Annotated in this window: 19 protein-coding genes; 11 read left to right on the top strand and 8 right to left on the bottom strand. The window is 72.9% G+C overall.

The features are described 5' to 3' along the window. The first annotated feature begins 138 nt into the window (after nt 1-138). On the top strand, nt 139-3,072 hold the full coding sequence (locus QBL21_RS24990) for a hypothetical protein (protein ID WP_407564463.1): 2,934 nt from the start codon (nt 139-141) through the stop codon (nt 3,070-3,072). An 88-nt stretch (nt 3,073-3,160) separates the two neighbouring features. After that, entirely contained in the window at nt 3,161-3,988 is an 828-nt protein-coding gene (locus QBL21_RS24985; RefSeq protein WP_407566553.1) for an ABC transporter ATP-binding protein, read from the top strand. Between the two features lie 17 nt (nt 3,989-4,005). Here the strand turns inward: QBL21_RS24985 and QBL21_RS24980 are convergent, their stop codons facing one another. Continuing rightward, nucleotides 4,006-4,398: an MmcQ/YjbR family DNA-binding protein gene (locus QBL21_RS24980; protein WP_407564462.1), complete on the bottom strand. Its 393-nt coding sequence runs from the start codon at nt 4,396-4,398 to the stop codon at nt 4,006-4,008. Between the two features lie 135 nt (nt 4,399-4,533). After that, nucleotides 4,534-5,280: a uracil-DNA glycosylase gene (locus QBL21_RS24975; protein WP_407564461.1), complete on the bottom strand. Its 747-nt coding sequence runs from the start codon at nt 5,278-5,280 to the stop codon at nt 4,534-4,536. A 170-nt stretch (nt 5,281-5,450) separates the two neighbouring features. Here QBL21_RS24975 and QBL21_RS24970 point away from each other — a divergent pair, with 170 nt between their 5' ends. The 4 genes from QBL21_RS24970 to QBL21_RS24955 all read left to right on the top strand — a co-directional run bounded on the left by QBL21_RS24970 (nt 5,451) and on the right by QBL21_RS24955 (nt 9,858). Then, nucleotides 5,451-5,702 carry a hypothetical protein gene (locus QBL21_RS24970; RefSeq protein ID WP_407564460.1) on the top strand — a complete coding sequence of 84 codons (252 nt, stop codon included), beginning with the start codon at nt 5,451-5,453 and terminating at the stop codon, nt 5,700-5,702. Between the two features lie 242 nt (nt 5,703-5,944). Next, nucleotides 5,945-7,006 carry an ATP-binding protein gene (locus QBL21_RS24965; RefSeq protein ID WP_407564459.1) on the top strand — a complete coding sequence of 354 codons (1,062 nt, stop codon included), beginning with the start codon at nt 5,945-5,947 and terminating at the stop codon, nt 7,004-7,006. Beyond that, nucleotides 7,003-8,901 (top strand): DUF2201 family putative metallopeptidase, encoded by a 1,899-nt coding sequence (locus QBL21_RS24960; protein WP_407564458.1) that lies wholly within the window; start codon nt 7,003-7,005, stop codon nt 8,899-8,901. The genes QBL21_RS24965 and QBL21_RS24960 overlap by 4 nt, the downstream gene beginning before the upstream one ends. 114 nt (nt 8,902-9,015) lie before the next feature. Further along, on the top strand, nt 9,016-9,858 hold the full coding sequence (locus QBL21_RS24955; RefSeq protein ID WP_407564457.1) for a class I SAM-dependent methyltransferase: 843 nt from the start codon (nt 9,016-9,018) through the stop codon (nt 9,856-9,858). Between the two features lie 435 nt (nt 9,859-10,293). On the opposite strand, the gene QBL21_RS24950 is transcribed toward QBL21_RS24955, so the two are convergent. Next, nucleotides 10,294-11,517: a PucR family transcriptional regulator gene (locus QBL21_RS24950; RefSeq protein WP_407564456.1), complete on the bottom strand. Its 1,224-nt coding sequence runs from the start codon at nt 11,515-11,517 to the stop codon at nt 10,294-10,296. 108 nt (nt 11,518-11,625) lie between these two features. Between QBL21_RS24950 and QBL21_RS24945 the strand changes: the two genes are divergently transcribed. Both QBL21_RS24945 and QBL21_RS24940 read left to right on the top strand, forming a co-directional pair. Further along, nucleotides 11,626-12,519 (top strand): SGNH/GDSL hydrolase family protein, encoded by an 894-nt coding sequence (locus QBL21_RS24945; protein WP_407564455.1) that lies wholly within the window; start codon nt 11,626-11,628, stop codon nt 12,517-12,519. A gap of 290 nt (nt 12,520-12,809) precedes the next feature. Then, the gene (locus QBL21_RS24940; protein ID WP_407564454.1) at nt 12,810-13,334 is read left to right on the top strand and encodes a nuclear transport factor 2 family protein; all 525 of its coding nucleotides are present in this window, start codon (nt 12,810-12,812) and stop codon (nt 13,332-13,334) included. 232 nt (nt 13,335-13,566) lie between these two features. Here the strand turns inward: QBL21_RS24940 and glnA are convergent, their stop codons facing one another. Then, entirely contained in the window at nt 13,567-14,982 is a 1,416-nt protein-coding gene (gene glnA, locus QBL21_RS24935; RefSeq protein ID WP_407564453.1) for a type I glutamate--ammonia ligase, read from the bottom strand. A gap of 284 nt (nt 14,983-15,266) precedes the next feature. Here glnA and QBL21_RS24930 point away from each other — a divergent pair, with 284 nt between their 5' ends. Next, complete coding sequence (locus tag QBL21_RS24930; protein WP_407564452.1) at nt 15,267-15,743, top strand: RDD family protein; 477 nt, start codon at nt 15,267-15,269, stop codon at nt 15,741-15,743. Nucleotides 15,744-15,849: 106 nt separating this feature from the next. On the opposite strand, the gene QBL21_RS24925 is transcribed toward QBL21_RS24930, so the two are convergent. The 4 genes from QBL21_RS24925 to lipB all read right to left on the bottom strand — a co-directional run bounded on the left by QBL21_RS24925 (nt 15,850) and on the right by lipB (nt 18,962). Beyond that, nucleotides 15,850-16,545, bottom strand: a complete 696-nt coding sequence (locus QBL21_RS24925; RefSeq protein ID WP_407564451.1) for a DUF4191 domain-containing protein — start codon at nt 16,543-16,545, stop codon at nt 15,850-15,852. 104 nt (nt 16,546-16,649) lie between these two features. Further along, entirely contained in the window at nt 16,650-16,823 is a 174-nt protein-coding gene (locus QBL21_RS24920) for a hypothetical protein (RefSeq protein ID WP_407564450.1), read from the bottom strand. Nucleotides 16,824-17,167: 344 nt separating this feature from the next. Next, nucleotides 17,168-18,106 carry a lipoyl synthase gene (gene lipA, locus QBL21_RS24915; protein WP_407564449.1) on the bottom strand — a complete coding sequence of 313 codons (939 nt, stop codon included), beginning with the start codon at nt 18,104-18,106 and terminating at the stop codon, nt 17,168-17,170. Between the two features lie 73 nt (nt 18,107-18,179). Next, the gene (gene lipB / locus QBL21_RS24910; RefSeq protein ID WP_407564448.1) at nt 18,180-18,962 is read right to left on the bottom strand and encodes a lipoyl(octanoyl) transferase LipB; all 783 of its coding nucleotides are present in this window, start codon (nt 18,960-18,962) and stop codon (nt 18,180-18,182) included. Nucleotides 18,963-19,201: 239 nt separating this feature from the next. On the opposite strand from lipB, the gene QBL21_RS24905 reads away from it, so the two are divergent. Both QBL21_RS24905 and QBL21_RS24900 read left to right on the top strand, forming a co-directional pair. Next, the gene (locus tag QBL21_RS24905) at nt 19,202-20,848 is read left to right on the top strand and encodes a regulator (RefSeq protein ID WP_407564447.1); all 1,647 of its coding nucleotides are present in this window, start codon (nt 19,202-19,204) and stop codon (nt 20,846-20,848) included. A 459-nt stretch (nt 20,849-21,307) separates the two neighbouring features. Then, the gene (locus QBL21_RS24900; RefSeq protein ID WP_407564446.1) at nt 21,308-24,670 is read left to right on the top strand and encodes a type ISP restriction/modification enzyme; all 3,363 of its coding nucleotides are present in this window, start codon (nt 21,308-21,310) and stop codon (nt 24,668-24,670) included. Nucleotides 24,671-24,935: the final 265 nt, after the last annotated feature.

Below are 24,935 nucleotides of genomic sequence, written 5' to 3'. Positions count from 1 at the left end.
GGGGGCAGGGGCCGGGGCCCGCACTGACGCCGGGCCCCGGCCCCTGCTTCCGTACGGGCTGGTGCAACCGGCTTCTCCGCTCGCCCTTTCGGCGGCACTGCGCTGGCCCGCGGCCCCGGAGATGCCGAGGCTGAATGCATGTCAGGGGCGCGGCGGGTCTGGACGGCGGTCGCCGCCGCGCTGCTCGGCGCGCTGACGGTGCTGCTGCTGTGCCGCTTCACGGTCGCCGACCCGGCGTACTACACGGGCGCGGTACGGGAGGCCGACGGCTACCAGCGCGTCTACGACGAGGTGCTGCCCGACCCCGCGGTCCGCCGCGCGCTGCGCACCGGCGCCCTGGGCATCCCGCTGCGCAGCGACGCGGTGGTCGACAACCTGCCGCTGCTGGTGCCGCGCCCCGCGCTGGAGCAGGCGGCGGACCGCCAGGCGCGGGCCCTGGTCGCCGCACTTACGGGCACCGGCAGGACGGCGCCGGGCGACGACTGGCGCGGCCCCGTCGCGGAGAGCGCCACGGAGGCGGGCAGCGACCAGTTGCGCGCGCTGCGCGCCGACGCCGACCCGGTCGCCGCCCGCGGCCTCACCCACCTCATCGCCCGCCTCCGCGAGTACGTGGCGCCCGCCCGGGCGGCGGCCACCCCGACATCGGCGCTGCGCAGCGCGGTGGCGGACTTCGTCCACGGCACGTGGCCGCCGGGCGCGGCGCGGCGCATCATGAGGGCGCTGGACGAGGTGCTGCCGGCGGGCGGTCCGGGGGAGGGGGCCCCGGCGGCGGCGGACGGGGGCGCGGGGGCCGGGGGCGGGGCGGAGGCGAGGCCGCCGCTGGTGGCGCGGGGGAGCGTGGCGGGGCGGCCGGGTGTGCGGTTGGTGGCGCCGGAGGCGGAGGTGCCGGGCGGGCACGAGGGGCCGTGGAGGCCGCCGTTGGTGGCGCCGGGGGGCGGTGCGGGGGACGGGCGGGGCGCGGTCGGTACGGACGGGGGGTTGCAGGCGGCGGGGGAGGTGCGGGTGCCGCTGGTGACCGAAGCGCAAGGCGGAGGCGAAGGCGCGGTCGAAGGCGAAGGCGGGGGCGGGTCGGCGGCGGGTCCGGCGGGCGCGGCCTCTGCCGCGGCTTCGTCGAAGCTGCCGGGGTGGGTGCCGGCGCGGGGCGCGGTGGTACGGATCGCGCTCGCCGCGTCCGCGTCCTGGTGGGCCGTCGCCGCGGTGGCCGCGGCGGCGGCCGGTGCCGGGGCGCTGGCGCTGCGCGCGGCGGTCCGGGGCGGGCGCCCCCGGGCGCGTACCGCAGCGGCGGCGTGCGCGGGGGCCGCGGTGCTGACGGCCGCGGCGGGGGCGGCGGTGTGGGCGACGCTCCCGGCGTCCGCGATGCTGGTGCCGGACGGCCTGCCGCCGAGCGTGTCGGCGCTGCTCACTGACGTGGTGACGGGGCTCTACCGGAAAGCGGCCCTGACCTGGTCCGCGGCCCTGCTCACCCTGACCCTCGCCGCCACCGCCCTGGCCCTCACCGCCTCCACCGCCACCCGCGAGGCCCTGCGCCGAGCCCTCGCCGCGCTCGCTGCCCCCGCGGGAGACCCCGCCCGCGCCGCGAGCCCGCCGGCGACCGCGGCACCTCCGCGGCCCCCCGCGCCGGAGCCCGCCTCCGGGCTCCCCGCGGCACCGCCCCCGCCGGCCCGTACCGGACCGTCCGCGTCGGCGGCGAAGGGCGCCCACCCGCGCCGTCCCCGCGGAGCCGCGTCCGCGCCGGGGCGCGTCGGCTCCCGCCGCCTTCGCCGACCCGGCGCCGACGCCCCCGCGTTCCCCCGCTCCCCGGCGCTACCGCCCCGGACCCGCCGTGCCCCGCCGGGACCCACCCGGTCCCGCCACCCCCGCCGGCCCGGTGCCGGCGCCGCCCCACCCGCGCCGCCCGCGTTCCGCCGGCCCCCTGCCGCCCGGCCGGCCCACCGCACCCCGCCGCCCGCCGACTCGCCCGCGCCCACACCGGCCCTCGCCAGCGCTCCCGCTCCTGACCCCGCCCCTGGCCCCGCTCCCGCTCCCGCTCCCGCCCCCGGCGCCACGCAGCCCGCCCGTGTCCCCGCCCTGACGCCCAGGGCGCTCCGCTCCCGCCGGGTCCGGCGCTTCGGCGTGGCCGCCGCTCTCGTCGCCGCCATCGCGCAGGTCTGGGTGCTGGTCGGCGTGCCCTCCGCGGACGCCCTCGCCTGCAACGGCGACATCGCGCTCTGCGACCGCCCCTACGACCGCGTCGTGCAGGTCGGGTCGCACAACGCCATGGCCACCGTGCCCGACGGGTTCCTCGGCGCCCACCAGGACGTCTCCCTCACCGCCCAACTCGACCGCGGCGCCCGCGCGCTCCTCCTCGACACCCACTACTGGGAGACCGCCGAGCGGCTCGTCCCGCCCGCCGGCACCGGCGGGCTCGACGCCGCCGAACGGGCCACCCTCGTAAGGGCCGTGGACTCCGTCGTCCGGCCGCGGCCCGGTACGTGGCTGTGCCACGGCCCGTGCCGGATGGGCGCCACCTCGCTCGCCGCGCAACTGCGCGAGCTGCGCGGCTGGCTGGAGGCGCACCCGCGGGACGTCGTGACCCTGATCGTCCAGGACGCCATCACCCCCGCCGACACCGCCCGCGCCTTCCGCGCCGCCGGGCTCGGCCCGTATCTGCACCGGCCGGGACCCGACCCCGCCGCGCCCTGGCCCACGCTCGGCGAGATGGCCGACTCCGGGCGGCGGCTCGTGGTCTTCGCCGAGGAGGCCGACGGGCCCGCGAGTTGGTACCGCAACTTCTACGACTACGCCGTCGAGACCCCGTACCGCGCGCGCACCGCCGGCGACCTGAGCTGCGCGCCCCACCGCGGCGGCAGCGACTCCCGCAAGCGGCTCTTCCTCCTCAACCACTTCGTCACCCACGGCATGGGCGCCCCCCGCGCCGAGGCCGCCGCGGTCAACGACGCCGACGTCATCGTCCGCCGGGCCAGGACGTGCGCGCTGCTGCGCGGCCGGATGCCGACGATCGTGGCCGTGAACCACATGACCCTCGGGGACGCGGTCGGCGCGGTGCGCCGCCTCAACGCGGAGACGCCCTGAGGGGCGGGAGGCCCGTCAGCGGCAGCGCGTCGCCTCCGGCGGCGGCTCGGTGCGCGAAACCGGGCGCGCCGCCGCCCGACCGGCTGCGATGCTGGCCCGCATGGCTGATCACGACCACCGCGACGCCCCGCGCGTCGTCGCCGCGCTCCGCGCGGTCGGCTTCCGCCGCCACACCTCGGCCCAGGTCATCCTCGACGGCGTCGACTGGACCGTACGGGCCGGGGAGCACTGGGCGCTGCTCGGCCCCAACGGCGCCGGCAAGACCACCGTGCTGCGGCTCCTCGGTGCGGTGACGCACCCGACGACCGGCACCGTGGACGTGCTCGGCCACCGCATCGGCCGGGTCGACATGCGCGAGCTGCGCGCCGCGATCGGCCTGGTCTCGGCGGCGCAGAAGGTGCCGCAGGACGCCACCGGGCACACCGTGGTGCTCACCGGCGCCGGCGGCACCGTGCAGCCGCTGTGGCGCACGTACGGCGCCGCCACCCGGGAGCGCGCGTACGAACTCCTGGCGGAACTGGACTGCAAGGAGCTGGCCGGCCGCCCGTACGGCGTGTGCTCCGGCGGCCAGCGCGCCCGGCTGCTCATCGCCCGCGCGCTGATGCCGGACCCGGGGCTGCTGCTGCTGGACGAGCCGTTCAACGCGCTCGACCTGCCCTCCCGCGAGGACCTCGTCGACGCCCTCCACCGCCTCGCCGAAACCCGCCCCGGCCTCGCCACCGTCACGGTCACCCACCACCTGGAGGAGCTGCCGCCCACGACGAGCCACGCGCTGCTGCTGCGCGACGGCCGCGTCGCGGCGGCGGGCCCGGTGGCGCAGGTGCTCACCGGCGCACACCTGACGGAGTGCTTCGGCCGCCCCATAGAGGTCCACCACCACACGGGCCGCTGGCAAGCCCGCTCCCCCCGCCCGTAGCCCGCGGCCGGGCGCGGTTACGTGCCCGGGGGCGTGCGGTGGCGTTCGCCCGGCCAGTCCAGGGTCAGGCGCTGGGCGCGGGGGAGTTTGGCCACCACCAGGTCGTACGAGTCCTCGATCATCTCCCGCACCAGGTACTCGGGGACGGCGCCGTCGAGGCGGACGGTGTTCCAGTGGCGCTTGTTCAGGTGGTACCCGCCGACGATCTCCGGGTGGGTCGCGCGCAGTTGCACCGCCAGGTCCGGCTCGCACTTCAGGCTCACCGACAGCGGCGCGGCGGCCAGCTCGCTGAGCGCGAACATCTTGCCGCCGACCTTGAAGACGGAGACCGCCCGGTGCCGGTCGAAGGGCCATTCCTCGACGGCCCCGTTCGGCTCCAGGCAGGCGGCGCGAAGCTGGTCAGGTGTCATGGGCCCAGTATGGAAGCCGCCACTGACACCGCACGGCGAGCGCCGCCGGGTGCGTACCCGAAGGTCCCGACGGCCGTCCCCGTCCGTACACACCGGCCGCCGCCCCGCGCTCCGGCTCCCGCGCTACGGCCCCCGCTACAGCCCCGCCGACGCCGCTGCCGCGCCCAGCACCTCCCGCAGCATCGCCGGCGTCAGCCGCCCGGTGAAGGTGTTCTGCTGGCTGACGTGGTAGCACCCGTACAGCTCCAGCGGCGCGCCGCCGTCCGCCCGCCGCAGCGTCGTGCGCGCCCCGTGTCCGAACACCGGCCGCGGGCGCGGCACTTCCCAGCCCGCCGACGCCAGCACCGGCAGCGCCGCCTGCCAGCCGAACCCGCCGAGCACCACCGCCGAGCGCAGCGTCGGCCGCAGCAGCTCGATCTCGCGGACGAGCCAGGGCCGGCAGGTGTCGCGCTCGGCGGGCGTCGGCTTGTTCTCGGGCGGGGCGCAGTGGACGGGGGCGGTGATGCGGACGCCGCGCAGGGCCAGGCCGTCGCCGCGGTGGGTGGCGGTGGGCTGGCTGGCGAGGCCGGTGGCGTGCAGGGCGGCGTACAGGAAGTCGCCGGAGCGGTCGCCGGTGAACATCCGGCCGGTGCGGTTGGCGCCGTGGGCGGCGGGGGCGAGGCCGACGATCAGCATCGCCGCGTCCGCAGGCCCGAAGCCGGGCACGGGGCGGCCCCAGTAGTCCCAGTCGGCGAACGACTTGCGCTTGGTCGCGGCGACCTCCTCCCGCCAGGCGACCAGCCGCGGGCAGGCGCGGCATTCGCACAGGCGCCCGTCCAGCTCGGCGACGGTACGGGTGCGGGGGGCGGTGGCGACGGGGAGCGGGGGTTCCGTAGTGGTCATCGGTGCCAGCATGCCCGAAGGTGGCGGGTGGTGCCGAACGGGGTCCCCGAACACCCCTGCGCATTCGAACTGGTATCCCGAAATGACCTTTGACCAGGGGGGATTGTCAGTCGGTGGCGGTATCATAGAGGGAGTGAGAACGGGTCAAGACGAGGCCGAGGAGGTCGCCCATGCCAGTGGCGTACGCCCCGACACCCCTGCCCAAGAAGCCGCTTCCGGCAGGCATGCCGCGTGAGTGGTATGTCGCGCACAACCGCATGCTGAAGGCCATGCGCATCGCCATCGCCCTGCTCGACACCGGGGTCTACACCCCGCAGCGCGCCCGCAACGAAGTGATACACCACACCGCCGAGCGCATCGGCGTCCACCCGCCCTCGCTCACGACCTGCCGGCTGGTACGCAGCCTGCTCCCGCTCATCTGACGGCGTCATGACCGCGGCCTGACGCGTCCCGACAGCGTCCCGACCGCGTCCCGACCGCGCCCCCGGGCGCGGGGCCCGGCCCGCAAGCACCCCAGGGCCGTACGCCCCGCGCCCGTGCGCCCGTACCCCGTACCCCGGAAAATCGGCTGCGCCGCGTCCCGTCCACCGCCCACACTGGACACCCGACACGGCGCACACCTCCTGCGCGCGCCGCACCCCGACCAGAATCAGGAGCCCGCCGCGTGCAGGCAGCCGTCACCGTCACCCCCGCCCGCATCCCCGAGCTGCTGCTCGGCCTCGCCACCGTGCGCCCGGTCTTCCTCTGGGGCGCCCCCGGCATCGGCAAGTCCTCGCTGGTCCGGAAGTTCGCCGACTCCCTCGGCCTCGACTGCGTCAGCCTCATCGGCACCCAGCTCGCCCCCGAGGACCTCATCGGCGTGCCGCAGATCCGCGCCGGGCGCAGCGTCTTCTGCCCGCCGGAGGCGATCGCCCGGGACGAGGCGTACTGCCTCTTCCTCGACGAGCTGAACGCCGCCACCCCCGACGTGCAGAAGGCGTTCTACTCCCTCATCCTCGACCGCCGCATCGGCAACTACGAGCTGCCCGAGGGCAGCATCGTCATCGGCGCCGGCAACCGCGCCACCGACAACGCCCTCGCCCGCCCCATGGCCTCCGCCCTCGTCAACCGCCTCGCCCACGTCCACCTGGAGGCGTCCGCCACCGACTGGCTCGTCTGGGCCGGCGAGCACGGCATCCACCCGTGGGTGGCGGACTACCTGACGGACCGCCCCGGCCACCTGTGGTCCAAGCCGCCGAAGACCGAGGAGCCCTTCTCCACGCCGCGTTCGTGGCACATGCTCTCCGACGCGCTGCACTCCTTCGGCCCGTCGCTCGACGACCACACCCTCAAGACCGTCGCGCACGGCACCCTCACGCCCGCCCACGCGGTCTCCTTCTGCGGGTACGTCAAGATCGTCCGGCACCGGTACGGCGTCGAGGCCATCCTCAGGGGCGACGCCTCCTGGCCCCGCCGCACCGAGGACCGCGACCTGCTCTACTACCTCGCCGAGGCGTTCCGCGGCCGGCTCGTCAAGGAGCTGCCCGCGCGCAAGGAGCACGCCTCGCCGGCCGTGCGCGAGACCGCGTACCGCGCCAAGGCGCTCCTCGTCCAACTGGCCGAGATCTCGGTCGAGGTGGCGCAGACCGTCATCGCCGAGGACGCGGACGGGCAGCCGGTGCTGCCCGCCTGGTTCCTGGTCGAGGCGGCCCGCGACATGCCGCGGCTGGTGGAAGCCCGCCGGTGAGCCGTACGAACCGCGCGGGCCGGCGCGGCAGGCCGAAGGCGAAGCAGCGCGACGACCCGGCCACCCGCGCCTTCGCCGCCGGCCTCGCCAAGACCCTCCAGAACCCCGCCCTGCGCGCCCTGGGCGCCCGGGTCCTGCGCACGGGCACCCCGGGCACCACCGGCACCGCGGCCACCACCGGCGCCCCCGGCACCGCGGCCACCACCGGCACCACGAGCGCCCCCGCCCACGGCTTGGCCCGGGTCGACTCCCACGGCACCGTCCACGCCCACCCCACCCGGCGCGCCGAGCCCGCCGAGTGGACCTGGGCGCTGGCCCACTGCCTGCTGCACCTCGGCTTCGGCCACGCCCCCGCCGCCCGCGGCGAGCGCACCCAGCCCGACCGGTACGAGCAGGCCGCCCGCTGCGCCGTCGTCAACCGCTTCCTCGTCACCTTCGGCACCGGCCGCCCGCCCGCCGGACTGCCAGAGCACTACCCCGGCGGCAGCGAGGAGGAACTCGCCGCCCGCTGGCGGCGCGACGGCATCCCCGCGGAGTACGAGCGCTGCGGCGCCGCCGACGGCGAGCCCGACGTGCTGCTGCTGCCCTGGGACGGCTGGGCCGGCACCGCGCCGCCGGACTGGCAGCGGGACTTCGCGTACGCCCTCACCCGTACGATGTCCGCCGCCATGGAGGTCGCCGGCGGCCGGCGCGACTCGCTCACCGGTGAGCGGGTGCCACGGCGGCCGTGGGAGCGGGCGCTGGAGTGGTTCGTCTCCTCGTACCCGCTGCTCGGCGGGATCGCCGCGGGCATGACCATCGTCGCCGACGCCGAACTCGCCCGTGCGCACGACATCTCCGTCGCCGCCGTCGACGCCGCCGCGGGCGAAATCTACGTCAACCCGCTCAAGGACCACTCCGACGACGAGTGGCGCTTCATCCTCGGCCACGAGATGCTCCACGCCGCCCTGCGCCACGGCGAGCGCCGCGGCGCCCGCGACCCGTACCTCTTCAACATCGCCGCCGACTACGTCGTCAACGGCTGGCTGCTGGAGATGCGCGTCGGCGAGATGCCCCCCGGCCTGCTGCACGATCCGCGGCTCGCCGGCCTGTCCACCGAGGAGGTCTACGACCGCCTCGCCGCCGACCTGCGCCTCCAGCGCCGCCGGCTGGCCACGCCGCGCGGCCGGGGGCTCGGCGACGTACTCGGTGAGCCGCTGGTGCCGCGGGATCCGTCCGCGGCGTACGTCGACCTCGACGAGTTCTACCGCCGCGGGCTCCAGCGCGGTCTCGACCTGCACGAGCGCGACCACGACCGCGGGCTGCTGCCGGCCGGGCTGGTCGAGGAGATCCGCGCGCTCGCGCAGCCGCCGCTGCCGTGGGACGCGCAACTGGCCCGCTGGTTCGACGAGTTCGTGCCCCGCGCCGAGCCCGTGCGCACCTTCGCCCGCCCGGCCCGCCGCCAGGCCGCCACCCCCGGCATCCCGCGCGCGGGCCGCTACTTCCCGCCCGAGGCGATCGCCCGCTGCACTTTCGGCGTCGTCCTGGACACCTCCGGCTCCATGAACCGCACGCTGCTCGGCAAGGCGCTGGGCGCCATCGCCTCGTACGCCGAGGCCCGCGACGTGCCCGCCGCCCGCGTCGTCTTCTGCGACGCCTCGGCGTACGACGCGGGCTATCTCCCGGCGACGGAGATCGCCGGCCGGGTACGCGTCCGGGGCCGCGGCGGCACGGTGCTCCAGCCGGGCCTGGACCTGCTGGAGCGGGCGGACGACTTCCCGCGCGCGGCGCCGGTGCTGGTGATCACGGACGGGATGTGCGACGTGCTGCGGGTGCGCAGGGAGCACGCCTTTCTGATTCCCGCGGGCGGCTCGCTGCCGTTCGTCGCGCGCGGGCCGGTGTTCCGCGTCCGGTGACGCCCCGCGGCAGGGTGGCGGCGGTACGTGGTGGTGGCTGCCGTTCGTCGCCCGCGGGCACCCCGGGCGCGTACGGTGACCGTCAGGTGCGGCAAACGGCGGGAGGCGGCGGACGTGGCGGAGAGCACGCGGACCCTGGACTGGGACGGCGCGACGGGCGACCACTGGGTCGCGTACGAGGAGAAGTACAACGCGGCGATGTTCCGCTACAGCGAGCGGCTCTTCGCGGGCGCCGGCGTGCGCCCGGGCGACCGCGTGCTCGACATCGGCTGCGGCTGCGGCCAGACGACCCGGGTGGCCGCGGCGCTCGCGGCCGACGGCTCCGCGCACGGCGTCGACCTGTCCGCCGCGATGCTCGCGCAGGCGCGCGCCCGCGCGGCGGAGGAGGCGATCGGCAACGTCAGCTTCGAGCAGGCCGACGCGCAGGTCCACGACTTCGCCGCCGGCGTGTACGACCTGGCGATCAGCCGCAACGGCGTGATGTTCTTCGCCGACCCGGTCGCGGCGTTCGCCAACGTACGGCGCGCGCTGCGGCCCGGCGGGCGGCTGGCGTTCGTGTGCTGGCGGGCACCGGAGGAGAGCGAGTACTCGCTCGTGCCGCGCGCCGCCCTCGGGCGTTACGTCACCGTCCCCCCGTCCCCGGGCGGCGTGAACGAGCCGGGCCCCAACTCCCTGGCCGACCCCGACCGCGTACGGGACGTGCTCGGCGGCGCGGGCTTCGCCGACGTGCACCTGGAGCCCGAGGACGAGCCGATGAACCTGGGCGCCGGCCTCGACGAGGCGCTGGACTTCGTCCTCCAGCGGCCGCACATGCGCGAGCCGATGGCGGAACTGGACGCGGCGACGGCGGCCAAGGCGACCGACGACCTGCGCGCGGCGCTGACCCCGCACGTCACGCCGGCGGGCGTACTGCTGCGCTCCCCGGCGTGGCTGGTGACGGCCCACGCCCCGGCGTGACCGGGACGGGCGGGGCGGGGGCCTGCGGGGCGGGGGCCTGCGGCACGGGCTTGGGGGGCGGGCGACCCGGTCCTGCGCCGGAGGTGGCCGTCTCCGGCAGCCGGTGACCGGCCCGGGGGCCCGCGCCGCGGGCTGCGGGCGCACCACCCCGGCGCCCGCACCGCCGACCCGCCCTCGGTCCCGTAGCGTGCGGCGGGCGACCGGGCTCGCTTCCGCGCCCTCCGGCCCGTCGCCGCCGCGGCAAGCCGTCGGCGCCGACTCCCTCGTGCCGGCAGCGTCCCGGCACCGCCCGACCCTCACGATGCCCTCTCCGCCGACCCCCGCCGACCCCCGCCGACCCCCGCCGACCCCCGCCGACCCCCGCCGACCCCCGCCGACCCCCGCCGACCCCCGCCGACCCCCGCCGACCCCCGCCGACCGGCCGCCGACCGGCCGTCAGGCCCCCAGCGTGCGGCGGGCGACCAGGGCCGCGCTCAGGCGGCGGGCGTCCGCGGGCGTCGTCGGGGTCAGGCCGGTGAGCAGGGCGATGCGGCGGATGCGGTAGTCGACGGTGTTGGGGTGGACGTGCAGCGCGCCGGCCGTGCCGCGCCGGTCGAGATCGCGGGCGAGGTACGTCTCCAGGGTGTGCAGCAACTCCGGCCTGCCGTCGAGCGGCCGGAGGAGTTCGGCGAGCCCGGTGAGGGCTTCGCTGGGGCGGCTGAGCTGGTAGTCGAGGAGCACGTCGGCCAGCCGGTACAGGCCGGGCGGCCGGTCCGTACGGCGAACCAGCTCCACGATGTCCGCGGTCTGCGCCACCGCCGCCGGCAGCCCGTCCGGCGCGGCCCCGGCCGCCGCCGCCGTCACCGCCGCCCCGACGGCCGACGCCGTACGGTCGATCAGCCCGCACAGCGCCGACCACGCAGGCTGCTCCGCCACCGGCAGCAGCGCGGTGCCGCCCCCGGCGTCCAGCGCGGTGAGCGCGGGCTCCCCGGCGAAGCCGTTCAGCGCGGTCTGGAGGCGGCGGATCTTCCGCCGGGCGGCGATCCGCGACCGGGGTCCGGGCGAGTGCTCGTCGGGGTGCGGGGCGACGTGCAGCGTGAGGGCGACGTACCGCGGTGCGGGCCGCAGGCCGGTGCGGCGGGCGATCTGCTCCAGCGGCTCGCCGGCGAGCAGCGCCGCCAGCAGCGCGTGCCGCGGCGCGTGCTCCTGGACGTCGAGCACCTGCCGGGCCTCCAGATACGCGGCGCTGACCGCCGCGACCAACTGCCGCTGGAGCACGAACAGATGCGTCAGTACTTCCTGTACGTCGGCGAAGTCCGAGGGCCGCGCGTCGGCGGATATCTCCTCCCAGCCCATGGCGGTGCCGATCTGGTACGCGCTGAGGATGGCGTCGAGCGGCACGCCCTCCTCGGCCCGCTGAGCGGCCGACTCCCGTTGCCGTACCAGCTCGTCGTCGCGCGCCGGGCCGCGGCGCTGGAGCACGTCGGCGAAGAGGCGCAGGCTGCGCTGCACGATGTCGGCGATGTCGCCCGCCACTTCCTCGGGCGGCAGGCTGGCGTAGACGGGCAGCTCGGTGAGCAGCCGGTCGACGACGCGGCGGGTGAGCGCGGGCACCCGGGCCCGCAGCCGTGCGTCGACCGGGCTGCCGCCGATGCACAGCGAAGTGTTGTCACACGTCACAAAGGCTCCCGGAGAAGTCTGCGTTACTGACCAGTTAAGCGCAGCCCGGCCCGTCTGCATCATGTGCACGACACAACTTCCGACCACCCCCACCGCCGGGAGCCGCTGATGAATGTGGTGCCGAAAATCCTCAAGGGCGCCCTGGGCGCCGCCGCGGCGGCCGGTCTCGTCGTCGGAGCCACGGCCGCACCGGCCGCCGCCGGCGGTGCCGAGACCGCGGCCGGCGAGGTCTACGTCGCCCTCGGCGACTCGATGGCCTCCGGCCCGCTCATCCCGCTCCCCACCGGACCGCTCGCCTGCGGCCGTTCCACCGAGAACTACCCGCACGAACTGGCCGACCGGCTCGGCGTGGCGGAACTGCGCGACGTCACGTGCAGCGGCGCCAAGACCGACCACATGACGCAGCCGCAGTCGCTGTCGCTGCTCGGCGTCGACATGGGCGAGGCACCGCCGCAGTTCGACGCGCTCAGCGCGGACACCACCCTGGTCACGCTGACGATCGGTGGCAACGACGCCGGGCTCGTCGGCATCGCCCAGGACTGCATGCAGCTCAACCCGACCGCCGACCTGTGCAAGGACGGCTTCATGGAGGGCGGCGTCGACACCGTCGCGCAGCGCATCGAGGCGATGGGCCCCAAGATCGGCGCCGTACTCGACGGTATCCACGCCCGCGCCCCGCAGGCCCGCGTCCTGGTCACCGGCTACGGCGACTACATCAAGCCCGGCGGCTGCTGGCCGCTCCAGCCCGTGCTGGCCGCCGACGCCGACTGGCTCCAGGGCAGCGTCAACCACATGAACCGCGTCATCGCCGACCGCGCGGCGGCCCACGGCGCCGAGTACGTCGACGTCTTCACCCCGAGCCGCGGCCACGACGCCTGCCAGTCGCCGGGCGACAAGTGGGTCGAGGGCTACGTCCCCACCGCCCCGGCCGCGCCGCTGCACCCCAACGCGCGGGGCGAGGAAGCGTACGCCGACATCATCCACACCCAACTGGGCGGCTGACGCCCGGCGCCGCACTCCGCCGGCCGGCGACTGGAGGAGGGACCGGCCGGCGGACCACCGCCTCCGGCCGGTCCGAACGGCGGGGACGGACCGGGCCCCACCCCAACGCCCCCCCACCCCCCGGGGGGACGCACACACACCGGCCCGGCGCGGAACCCCGCGCCGGGCCGGCGTGTCGCGGCAGCGGCGCGCGTTGACCTCCACGGCCCCCGGTGCGCTCTTTCGGCCGGCTTTCGCACGGACGAGGAACGATCACTCCGTCGGCCCGATCGACGACCGTGGAGGATGACGTGACCTCGAACCCCGACCGCCGCCGCGTACTGCGCGGCACCGCCACCGGTGCCCTGCTCACCGGCATGGCCACGGCGGGCGCCCTGGCCCCGGCCTCGGCTGCCCAGGCACGACGGTCCCAGGCGGGCCCCGGCCGGGTACTACGGGTGGCGAACGCGGCGATGGACGCCTTCGACCGCGGCTGGAGCACGGGGGAGTGGTCGCGGTTCCTGGCGATGCTGACGGACGACTTCAGCTTCTGGTTCCCGGAGGCCCCGGCCAGGGGCCGGTTCGAGGGCCGGGAGGGCCGCCGGACGGTGGCCGAGTGGACGGCGTTCCAGGCCACCAACGGCAACCGCGTCCACGGCACCCGCCGCCGCACCACGGCGGCGGGGAACCGGGTCTTCTACGAGTACGACTCCGCAGGCGCATCGGAGCACACCGCGGCCTACCGGAACTGGGAACTCATAGTCGTAGAGGTACGGGGCAACCGCATAAGCGCCCTCCACGAATACTGGGGCAACGCCCACCCCACAACCCCCTGACCAGCCCCCGTACTGCATGCCAGGACCATCCCCGCGCATGCGGGGAGCACCCCTTTCTGACCTGCGTCCCTTCCTGCGCAGGCAGGCGGTTTCAGCGACTTTTGCTGCCGCCGGAACCTCAAGCGTCCCCCACAGGTCGTGAAACCCGCATCGCGCGGCGCCCCGGAACGGCCGTCGGCCGTGTGCTTCCGCGAGGGGAAGCCACGGCCGACGGCTCTGGGCTGCGGTGATCTTAGATATCGAAGTACAGCTCGAACTCGTGCGGGTGCGGGCGGAGCTGGATCGGGGCGATTTCCTGGGTGCGCTTGAAGTCGATCCACGTCTCGATCAGGTCGGAGGTGAAGACACCGCCCTGGAGCAGGAACTCGTGGTCGGACTCCAGCGACTCCAGTACGGCCGGGAGGTTCGTCGGGACCTGGGGGACCGCGGCGTGCTCCTCGGGGGCCAGCTCGTAGAGGTCCTTGTCGACCGGCTCGGCGGGCTCGATCTTGTTCTTGATGCCGTCGAGGCCCGCCAGCAGCATGGCGGAGAAGGCCAGGTACGGGTTGCCGGAGGAGTCCGGGGCGCGGAACTCGATGCGCTTGGCCTTCGCGCTGGCGCCGGTGATCGGGATGCGGATCGCGGCGGAGCGGTTGCGCTGGGAGTAGACCAGGTTGACCGGGGCCTCGAAGCCGGGGACCAGGCGGTGGTAGGAGTTCACCGTCGGGTTGGTGAAGGCCAGCAGCGCCGGGGCGTGGCGGAGGATGCCGCCGATGTAGTAGCGGGCGGTGTCCGACAGGCCCGCGTAGCCCTGCTCGTCGTAGAAGAGCGGCTCGCCGCCGGTCCACAGGGACTGGTGACAGTGCATGCCGGAGCCGTTGTCGCCGAAGATCGGCTTGGGCATGAAGGTCGCGGTCTTGCCGTTGCGCCAGGCGACGTTCTTCACGATGTACTTGAAGAGCATCAGGTCGTCGGCGGCGGCCAGCAGCGTGTTGAACTTGTAGTTGATCTCGGCCTGGCCGGCGGTGCCCACCTCGTGGTGCTGGCGCTCGACCTTGAGGCCGGAGGCGGCGAGTTCGAGGGAGATCTCGGCGCGCAGGTCGGCGAAGTGGTCGACCGGCGGGGCGGGGAAGTAGCCGCCCTTGTAGCGGACCTTGTAGCCGCGGTTGCCGCCGTCCTCGACGGCGCCGGTGTTCCAGGCGCCGGCCACGGAGTCGATGTGGTAGTAGCCGGCGTTCGCCTTGGTCTCGAAGCGGACGTCGTCGAAGACGTAGAACTCCGCCTCCGGGCCGAAGTACGCGGTGTCGGCGATGCCGGAGGAGGCGAGGTACGCCTCGGCCTTCTTGGCCACGTTCCGCGGGTCGCGGCTGTACTGCTCGCCGGTGATCGGGTCGTGGATGAAGAAGTTGATGTTGAGCGTCTTGTCCTTGCGGAACGGGTCGAGGCGGGACGTGGAGAGGTCCGGCACGAGCGCCATGTCGGACTCGTGGATGGCCTGGAAGCCCCGGATCGACGAGCCGTCGAACATGAGCTGGCCGTCCGGCTCGAAGACCTCGACGGGCACCGTGAAGTGCTGCATGACGCCCGGCAGATCGCAGAAACGCACGTCGACGAACTTCACGTCGTTGTCCGCGATGTACTGCTGGACCTCGTCGGCGTTCTGGAACATCCAACTCCTCCTATGTCCCGCCGCGAGGGGACGGGTAAGCCTTCAGAGCCTGTGCGAGGTGCGTGTGCCGGCGGCCTACCAGCCTGCCGGCATGCTCGCCCGAGCCTAGGCACCCGGGATTTCTCGGGCATGACCCGTTTGTTTCGCCGATGTTAACCACCGCCCCCGGCCAGGGCCGGGAACGCGGCCCCGGCGGCCCTCCGGCTGGCCGGAATCGTATGCGGTCCGGGGCCGCCGGCAGGGGGCGAGGAGGGGGTCCGCGCGCCGCGCAGTACCGTGGATGCGTGGACAACGCGGAGAAGCGGCATGCAATCGGATCGTGGCTCTCCGGCCCCCGCTCGGCGGCCGAGGACATGGGCGTCGACTTCGGCTACCGGGGCGAGCGCCTCGGGCTGCCCGAGACCGGGCCCGGCTCGGTCGCGCCGATCGGGCGGCGCATCGGGGCACTGGTGATCGACTGGCTGCTGTGCCAGCTCATCGCCTACGGCCTGATCGCCGGCGGCGACAGCCGGATGGTCGGGCTGTGGACCATGGTCGTCTTCTTCGTGATGACCGTGCTGCTGGTGGGAACCCTCGGCTTCACGCCCGGCAAGCGGATCATGCGCATCCGGGTCATCTCCGAGACCGGCGCACGGCTCGGCTTCTTCGCCGCCCTCGCGCGCAGCGTGCTGCTCTGCCTGCTGATCCCCGCCGTCGTCTTCGACCGCGACACCCGCGGGCTGCACGACCGCGTCGCCCGCGCCGTCGAGGTGCGGTTCTGAGCCGCGGCGGTTCTGCGTCGGCGGGTCTGAGGCGGGGGCCTGAGCTGGCGGGTCTGAGGCGGCGTACGCCCCCGGCCCCGTACCCGTACGGGATTCCTCGCCGCGCTCAGCGCAGCTTGCCGCCGCCCTTCGGCATCCGCATGCCCTTCGGCATCGGACCCTTCGGGATCGGCATGTTGCTCATCAGGTCGCCCAGCGCCTTCAGCCGGTCGTTGACCTGCGTGACCTGCGGGCCCTGAAGCACCCGCGGCATCTTCACCAGCGTGGCCCGCAGCTTCTTCAGCGGCACCTGGCCCTCGTCGTTGCCGACCACGAGGTCCTGGACGGGCACATCCGCGACGACCCGGTTCATCTTCTTCTTCTCGGCCGCCAGCAGGCCCTTCAGCCGGTTCGGGTTGCCCTCGCCGACCAGGACGATGCCCGCCTTGCCCACGGCCCGGTGCACGACGTCCTGCTGCCGCGTCATCGCCACCGCGGGGGTGACGGTCCAGCCGCGCTTCATGTTGTCCAGCACCGCCGCCGCGGCGCCCGGCTGGCCCTCCATCTGCCCGAACGCCGCCGCCTCCGCGCGCCGCCCGAAGATGATCGCCATGCCGAGCAGCGCCAGCAGGAAGCCGACGATGCCGAGGTAGATCGGGTGCCCGATGAGGAAGCCGATGCCCAGGGCGGCACCGAGGACCAGGATGCCCACGCCCGCGACGATCAGACCGACCTTGGGGTCGGCCCGCTTGGTCATCTTGTACGTGAGGGCGATCTGCTTCAGACGCCCCGTGCTCTCGGGTGTGGGTTCACTGCTGGCCATGCGGCGAATTCTACGGCCAGCCGGGCCCGGGGTCAGACCGGGTCCGGCACCCGGGGCACGAGCGTGGCCGACGCCGGGGCGCCGGCCGGCTCGTGCCGGGGCGGCTATCGGGGCAGAGCGGACGTACCGCCCAGGCTCGGTTCGGCCCTTCCCACGGCCGACTCCGACTCCAGGCGGGCGATGGCCCGGCGGCGGTCCTCCAGGACGGCGTCCCAGGCGTTACGCCGTGCGGTGCGCTGCTCGCCGCGCAGCAGCACTCCCTCGATGGTGCGCAGCACCCCGGCGACGGTGGGCCTGGGTGGCGGCCAGGACGGTAACGACGACGGTGACGACGGCACGACGGCCCCCCTCGGCGGTCGGGTCAAAGCTCGGTCGGGCTCCATACTCACCCCACGGTGTTACCAGGGCGTGGCCCGGCGGTCAAAGCGGGGTGAAGACGGCCGGGACGGTGCGGCGGTGCACGCCCCGGCGGCGGCTGCGCCTCAGCCGTGCGACGGCTGGGCTTGAGCGTGCGGCGGCTCCGCTTGAGGGGGCCGCGGCTGCTGCGCGGGTGTGACGCGGCCGGCCGCGACGGCGTTGCGCGGCCGGTTGCCGCGGCATCACGCGGCGGGTTGCGGCGGCGTTACGCCGCGGGCTGCGCGCGCTTCTCCATGGCCTGCTTGTACAGCCGTCCCGCCCGGTACGAGGACCGCACCAGCGGGCCGGACATCACGCCCGCGTAGCCGATCTCCTCGGCCTCCTCCTGAAGCTCCACGAACTCGTGCGGCTTCACCCACCGCTCCACCGGGTGGTGCCGCGGCGACGGCCGCAGGTACTGCGTGATGGTGATCAGCTCGCAGCCCGCCTCGTGCAGGTCCCGCAGCGCCTGGCTGACCTCCTCGCGCTCCTCGCCCAGGCCCAGGATGAGGTTCGACTTCGTCACCAGACCGGCCTCGCGGGCGCGGGTGAGGACCTCCAGCGACCGCTCGTAGCGGAAGCCGGGGCGGATGCGCTTGAAGATCCGCGGGACCGTCTCGACGTTGTGGGCCAGCACCTCGGGGCGGGCGGAGAAGACCTCCGCGAGCTGCTCCGGCTCGGCGTTGAAGTCGGGGATCAGCAGCTCCACGCCGGTGCCCGGGGCGATGCCGTGGATCTGGCGCACCGTCTCCGCGTACAGCCAGGCGCCGCCGTCCTCCAGGTCGTCGCGGGCGACGCCGGTGATCGTGGCGTACCGCAGCTCCATGCGCTGGACGGACTCGGCGACCCGGCGCGGCTCGTCGCGGTCCAGCTCGGCGGGCTTGCCCGTGTCGATCTGGCAGAAGTCGCACCGCCGGGTGCACTGCTCGCCGCCGATGAGGAAGGTCGCCTCGCGGTCCTCCCAGCACTCGAAGATGTTGGGACAGCCGGCTTCCTGGCAGACCGTGTGCAGGCCCTCGTCCTTGACGAGTTTCTGCAGCGCGTTGTACTCGGGCCCCATCTTCGCGCGGGTCTTGATCCACTCGGGCTTGCGCTCGATGGGGGTCTGGCTGTTGCGGACTTCCAGGCGGAGCAGCTTGCGACCGTCGGGTGCGACAGCGGACACGTCCGGGCTCCTAGCTTTCGATTCCTCGGCGTTCTCCAGCGTACGCCTCTGAAATGGCGAGTGAATGGGCGAGTCAGACCGCGCGGGGGAGGGGCTCGGCCGTCTCCAGGACCTCGCGCAGTCGCTTCTCCACGACGGGGAGAACCTCCGACACCGGTACGTCTCTTCCCAGCTCGCCTGCGAGCGAGGCCACCCCCGCGTCGCGGATGCCGCACGGCACGATCCGGTCGAACCAGGTGTTGTCCGGGTTGCAGTTCAGCGAGAAGCCGTGCATGGTCACGCCCTTGGCGACGCGGATGCCGATCGCGGCCAGCTTGCGGTCCTCGCGCCGCTGGCCGGCGTTGGAGGGCGCGTACTCCGGACCGGCCAGGCGCGGGTCGTACTCCTCGTCCGACAGCCGCGGGTCGAAGTCCAGCGACAGCCCGCCCAGCTCGGCGCGCTGCTCGACCGGGTCGCCCAGGACCCACACGCCGCTGCGGCCCTCGATCCGGGTCGTCCGGAGGCCGAAGTCGGCGCAGGCGCGGATCAGGGCCTCCTCCAGCCGGCGGACGTGCGCGACGACGTCCACGGGGCGCGGCAGCTTCAGGATCGGATAGCCGACGAGCTGTCCCGGGCCGTGCCAGGTGATCTTCCCGCCGCGGTCCACGTCCACCACGGGGGTGCCGTCGAGCGGGCGCTCGTCCTCGGCTGTGCGGCGGCCCGCGGTGTAGACCGGCGGGTGCTCCAGCAGCAGACAGGTGTCGGGGATCTCCTCGGCGAAGCGGGCGGCGTGCACGCGCCGTTGCTCCTGCCAAGCCTCCAGGTACTCCACGGCGTTCTCGCCGAACCCAAGGTGAACGAAGCGCAGCTCGCCCACGGTGCCCTCCTCGCGCTGTTCGCGCTGCTCTCGCGCCTTCCGGCGCGCGTGCGCCGTCCGGCATATGCGGCTGGCTGTATTCCAGCCGACCCTCTGCCACTCTACGGCGGTATACGTTCCCTGCCTGCACCGAGGTCTCCTCACACGATCGAATGAAGCTGGGACGAAAGCGGCGAGTAAGGCTTGTTTCGCCGCTACATTCGCGCCGTTCCCGGAGGCACAGGCAGGAGACCCCACAGGTGACGACGGAACGACCTTCACAGCGACCCCCCAACCGCCAGCTCGCCGCCCTCATCTCCGAGGCCGGGTTCTCCAACGCGGGGCTCGCGCGCCGAGTCGATCAGCTAGGGCTCGAACACGGCCTCGACCTGCGGTACGACAAGACGTCGGTGACCCGGTGGCTACGCGGCCAGCAGCCGCGCGGCACGACTCCGGCGCTGATCGCCGAGGTGTTCACCCGGCGGCTCGGCCGCCGGCTGACCGCGCAGGACCTCGGGCTCGACGCGTGCGCACCGGTGTACGCCGGACTTGAGTTCGCCGCGACGCCGACCGAGGCGATCGACATCGTGAGCGGGCTGTGGCGCAAGGACACCGGCAGTCAGGCCGAGCTGCGGAAGATTGCGTTCACTCCTGCGGGTCTCGTCGTGCCGAGCCGGGATTGGCTGATCGGCAGGCCGGACGAGAAGGTGGCGCGCGAGCTTCAGCCGCAGCGCGGGGCGGGGGTGGCGGGGGCGCCCGGGGTGCCGTCGCCGGGTTCGCCCGGGTCGCCGGGCGGCGGTCCGGGGCAGCCGGGCGCGATGCGGGTGCCGGCGCAGGGGCGCGGGCCGGGCGTGGGCGTCGGTGTCGGCGGTGTCGGCGGCGTCGCGGTCGGTGCGGGTGCTGCCGGTACGGGGCCCGGGGGCGGACCCGGGACCGTAGTGGCCGGTGGGCGCGGTGAGCCGGGGCCGGCCTGGGGCGGGCCGGGAGCGCGGGCACCGGGACAGCGGGTCACCCAGGGCGACATCGGGGCGATGCGGTCGGTCGCCGAGATGTTCCGGGCGCTGGACAACGCCTACGGCGGCGGGCACGCCCGGCAGGCCCTCGTGCGGTACCTGGAGCACGAGGTCGAGCCGATGCTGCGGGGCACGTACAACGAGGCCACGGGCCGGCGGCTGTTCTCCGCCGCCGCGGACCTGACGCGGCTGGCGGGCTGGACGTCGTACGACATCGCGGCCCACGGGCTGGCGCAGCGGTACTTCGTCCAGGCCCTGCGGCTGGCGCAGGCTTCGGGCGACCGGGCGTACGGCAGCTACGTGCTGGTCACGATGAGCCGGCAGGCCGTCTACCTGGGGCACGGCCGGGAGGCGGTGCAACTGACCCGGGTCGCGCAGCAGGGCGTGGGCGGCGGCGCGCCGCCGGTGGTGCAGGCGCTGCTGCACGCGGCGGAGGCGCGCGGGCACGGGCTGCTGGGCGAGGTGCGGGCCTGCACGACGTCGCTGGCGCGGGCGGAACGGGCGCTGGAGTCGGCGCGGCCGGGGGAGGAGGCGCCGCACTGGGCGCGGTTCTTCGACGAGGCGCAGCTCGCGGACGAGTTCGGGCACTGCCACCGCGACCTCCAGCAGTACCGGGCGGCGGCGCAGCACGCGGAGCGCTCGCTTCAGTTGCGGGCGGCGGGGTTCGCGCGCAGCCGGGTCTTCTGCCGGCTGGTGCTGGCGACGGCCCGGCTGGGGCTGGGCGAGGTGGAACAGGCGTGCGTGCTGGGCGCGGAGGCGGCGCAGCAGGCCGCGGAGATGCGATCGGCGCGGGCGGCGGAGTACGTCCGCGACTTCGAACGGCGGCTGGAGCCGTACCGCGACGCACCTCCGGTGCGGGCCTACCGGGAGCGGGTCGCGGCGCTGGCGGTGTGAGACGGGGGGCGGGACGGTCGCTGCGACCCGGCCGGGACGGCCGCGCGGCCGTCCCGGCGCGGTTCGGATGCTCTTGACGTGAAGCGGCGCTCTGGCGCGGACCGCTCTCGCGGCGGGTGCTCTGGAGTGAGCGGGCTCCCGGTTTGGAGCCCCGCTCTCCTAAAGCGGTGTCGTAGGTTCGAGAGCTGCCTGGGAGCGCAGAGAAACGCCTAGTCAGGGGCCCTTCCATGCATGTTGTGAGGGACCCTGCGCTTGCAGAACTATCTTTTGTGCTCAAAGACCCTCGACGCTGGGTGATGGAGCGTTTACCGTGAGTTGAAGCTACTGGCAAGAGTGTGCTGACCTCCGGGGGGCGGGATGCGGCGTAGGGACATTCTTCGACGGATCGTCAGCGAGTTCGGTGTGACGTGTAAGCAAGCGTTGCTGCATGGGCAGAAGGAAGCCGCGATACGTCGGGCCGTGGAAACGCTTCTCGTCGACGCGGCGGCCGTGTTGGGGAGGCAGGCTGTCCTGCATGCCGAAGTAGCCATAGCCGCGCACCGAATACGCCCTGATCTGGCGGTACGGATCGGGAAGCAGCCGCGCAACATCGTCGGCTATGTCGAGCTGAAAAGCCCGGAAAAGAGCGTGATCCATCCCAGCGGGCTGAACCAACGCGACCGGCGACAGTGGGAGGGCATGGCGAAGCTCCCCAACCTGATCTACACGAACGGCCAGACCTGGATCATGTACCGCTCGGGTCGACAATACGGCGACACCATCCACTTCGAAGGAGATCTGCGCACCGCTGGCTCCCGCTTGCGTCTGCCCTTGGCAAGCGAGGCCGCCTTCGAAGCGATGCTGACCGCGTTCTTCACCTGGCAGCCCAACCCGCTGACATCGATGCGAGAGGTGGTCGCCCAGGTAGCTCCCCTGTGCGCCCTCCTGCGTGACGCCGTTCATGACCGACTCGACGCCGAAGCTGGCCTCCCACGCCACCGGCGTCCCTTCACTGACCTGGCCTCCACCCTCGAATTCGATCTCTTCCCCACCACCGATGACCGGGACAAGCGTGCGACTTTCGCCGACCGCTACGCCCAATCCGTCACCTTCGCGCTCCTGCTTGCCAGCTCGGACACCGCCGACGGCCACGACGGCCAACTGGCCGAAAGGAGCCTGCATGAGGTCGGACGTCGTCTGGGAGCGGAGCATTCCGTCATGGGACGCGCTTTGCAGATCCTCACCGACCAAGTCGAAGGAGAGTTTCGCGATAGCCTCGACATGCTCGTTCGCGTTGTCGACGCTATCGACTGGCGTAGCGCCCTGGTCGACGAACCAGGATTCCACATCCACCTCTACGAACACTTTCTGCAAGAGTATGACGCCGATCTTCGTAGGGACTCCGGCACTTACTACACCCCGGCACCGCTCGTGGAGGAGATGATCCGCCTTGTCGACGAGGTGTTGATCACTGCATTGGACTGCCCGGACGGCTTCGCCGACTCCGGTGTGGCCATTATTGACCCGGCCATGGGGACCGGCACCTTCCTTACCGGTATTATTGACCTAGTCGCCCGAAAGCAATCCGAAGGCGGCAACGAGGGCTTCCGCGCCGAATCAGTACAAGAACTCGCAAGCCGACTGATTGGCTTCGAAAAGCAGATGGGCGCCTTCGCCGTCGCCCAGATGCGTGTCGGGCAGATGTTGCGCTCTCTCAACGCCCGGGTCCGGCTGCGCGACATGCGCCTGCATCTAGCCGATACCCTCGCAGACCCTTGGCGACCAAGCGACCTCTTCACCCGCTACGGCGCCCTATGGGGGCCGTTACGGGATGATGCTGAAGCCGCCAGCACCATTCAGCGCGACGAACGCATCACTGTCGTCATCGGCAACCCGCCCCACCGCGAGCAGGCAGAGGGCCAAGGTGGATGGATCGAGAACGGCTCACCAGAACGAGGTGCCCCACCCCTGGATGACTTCCGACTACGCGGTGCGGCGGGCGTGTACGAGAACAAACTGAAAAGTCTTTGCACCTATTTCTGGCGCTGGGCCACCCACAAAGTCTTCGACCAGCACGACGACCACCGTCACGGCGTCGTCTGCTTCGTCAGCACCGGCGGATTCATTCGCGGCGCAGGTTTCCAGGGGATGCGCTCCTACCTGCGGCGCACATGCACCGAGGGCTGGGTCATCGATCTCACACCAGAGAACAAGCGGCCCCCGCTCAACAGCCGCTTCTTCCCCGGAGTCCAACAAGAGCTAGCGATCGGTATCTTCATTCGCCGGCAAGGCAAGCGACAAGACGAACTGGCCCCCGTCCACTACGCGGCTGTCTCTGGCACCCGCCAGAACAAGGAAGAACAACTTCGCAACCTGCACATCAACGGTTCGGGCTGGCGCACTTCACGACTGTCCGAGCCTGCCGCTTTCACGCCTGCTTCCCGCAGTGGGTGGGACACCTTCCCTGCCCTCACCGACCTCATGCCCTGGTGCAAACCCGGCATCAAGCCCAACCGGAACTGGGTGATCAGTCCATCAAAGGCCACTCTCAGTCGACGCTGGAACCGCCTCATTCAAGAACGCAATCCATCTATGAAACAGGAACTGTTCAAAGAGACCCGCGACCGCACGTTGGACAAGGAAGCTAGCCAGATCCCCGGTTATCCCCACCCGTCGACCCTCCTCCGTGTCGAGCAGGGTCCCTGCCCCGCTCCGATACGCATCGCACGCCGAGCCCTGGATCGCCAGTGGCTTATACCAGACGGCCGCGTCATCGACTTCTCCCGGCCCGAGCTGTGGCAGGCCGCCATCGACGGCCAGGTCTTCGTCGTAGAACAGCACACTCAACGTCTACAGGCCGGGCCTGCGCTGCTCTTCACCGCCCTCATTCCCGATAATGACTACTTCAAGGGAAATGGCGGCCGAGTTCTGCCACTCTTGCACGCCGACCGCATCCCCAACATCACCCCAGGACTTTTACATCACCTTGCCAACTCCTACGGAAGCCAAGAAGTCCTCCCCGAGGACCTGGTCGCCTACATCGCTGCCGTTACCGCCCACCCCGCCTTCACTGAGCGGTACGCAGACGACCTCAACTCCCCCGGTGTGCGAATACCGCTCACTGCGGTTGGCGGCCTCTGGCAGGAGGCCATCGGCCTGGGGCGCAACATCTTGTGGGCCTCCACCTTCGGCACACACTGCATCAACCCGGACGACGGTCGCCCGGCAGGAACAACAAACTGGTGGAGACGTGTACATCCCGAAATAACGTATGCTCGTGAAGTTTCGCCTGGCATACTTCCTTCCACCATCACCTACGATGGCGAACGCGAGCACCTGGTCATTGAGGGCGGTATCTTCACCGGTGTTACGCCGCGCATGCGCCACTACACGACCGGTGGCCGTAATGTGCTCGACAGTTGGCTCACCTACCGCAGCAGCCGCGCCGCAGGTAAAATCACCAGCGAACTCGATCGCGAGCGCCCCGAGAATTGGGAACATGACTGGAGCCGGGAACTCGTCGAGATCCTCGCCGTGCTCAGACACCTAACGGTCCTGGAACCCCAGCAGTCGGAACTGCTTGACCGCATCATCGTAGCGCCCCTGATCGATGTTGCTGAACTGACCCGACGCCGTATCCTCCCCGTACCCGAGCGTGCCACGCGCGCTCGACGGGGCCCGGACAGCGCGTTCCTGCCAGGCATGGAAACAGTCGATGGCCAACCGGCAGGGCCGATCGACCCCCTCACGCTCCCAACCGGCTCCCCGGGTTCTGCGCTGCCCGAACCGCACACATCCGTAGGATTTGGCTCACGTGCTCGACGGCGCGGCGGACCAGCCTGATCACGCAAACGTTAGCCGGATCGCAGCTTGCGATGCACTCACCTCCCTTTCATTGTCGGTGGCCTCGCTGGGTTGCTGACTATGCTGAAAAGGGTGTTCAGCCCAACGGATTCAGAGCACATGAGGCCGGGAACCGCCGTAGATACGTGAGAACTGCGGAACGCTGCTTTTGTAGATCCGACACTTTGTAGTCGGCTTTTTTGCAGGTGACACCCCAGTTCTGAGAAGACTCCCGAAGCGGTGGCTGCGGTCTTGAGCGCTGCTC

This window comes from Streptomyces sp. 184 (genome assembly GCF_045781775.1).
GTDB lineage: Bacteria > Actinomycetota > Actinomycetes > Streptomycetales > Streptomycetaceae > Streptomyces.
The sequence above is the reverse complement of the archived record's forward strand: the minus strand, read 5'-3'. Positions and strand labels throughout refer to the sequence as shown.

What these genes read in the sequence shown, in the direction of transcription:
- QBL21_RS24990 (WP_407564463.1), top strand. Translation starts at nt 139, where the DNA reads ATGTCAGGGGCGCGGCGGGTCTGGACGGCGGTCGCCGCCGCGCTGCTC.
- QBL21_RS24985 (WP_407566553.1), top strand. Translation starts at nt 3,161, where the DNA reads ATGCTGGCCCGCATGGCTGATCACGACCACCGCGACGCCCCGCGCGTC.
- QBL21_RS24980 (WP_407564462.1), bottom strand. Translation starts at nt 4,398, where the DNA reads ATGACACCTGACCAGCTTCGCGCCGCCTGCCTGGAGCCGAACGGGGCC.
- QBL21_RS24975 (WP_407564461.1), bottom strand. Translation starts at nt 5,280, where the DNA reads ATGACCACTACGGAACCCCCGCTCCCCGTCGCCACCGCCCCCCGCACC.
- QBL21_RS24970 (WP_407564460.1), top strand. Translation starts at nt 5,451, where the DNA reads ATGCCAGTGGCGTACGCCCCGACACCCCTGCCCAAGAAGCCGCTTCCG.
- QBL21_RS24945 (WP_407564455.1), top strand. Translation starts at nt 11,626, where the DNA reads ATGAATGTGGTGCCGAAAATCCTCAAGGGCGCCCTGGGCGCCGCCGCG.
- glnA (WP_407564453.1), bottom strand. Translation starts at nt 14,982, where the DNA reads ATGTTCCAGAACGCCGACGAGGTCCAGCAGTACATCGCGGACAACGAC.
- QBL21_RS24925 (WP_407564451.1), bottom strand. Translation starts at nt 16,545, where the DNA reads ATGGCCAGCAGTGAACCCACACCCGAGAGCACGGGGCGTCTGAAGCAG.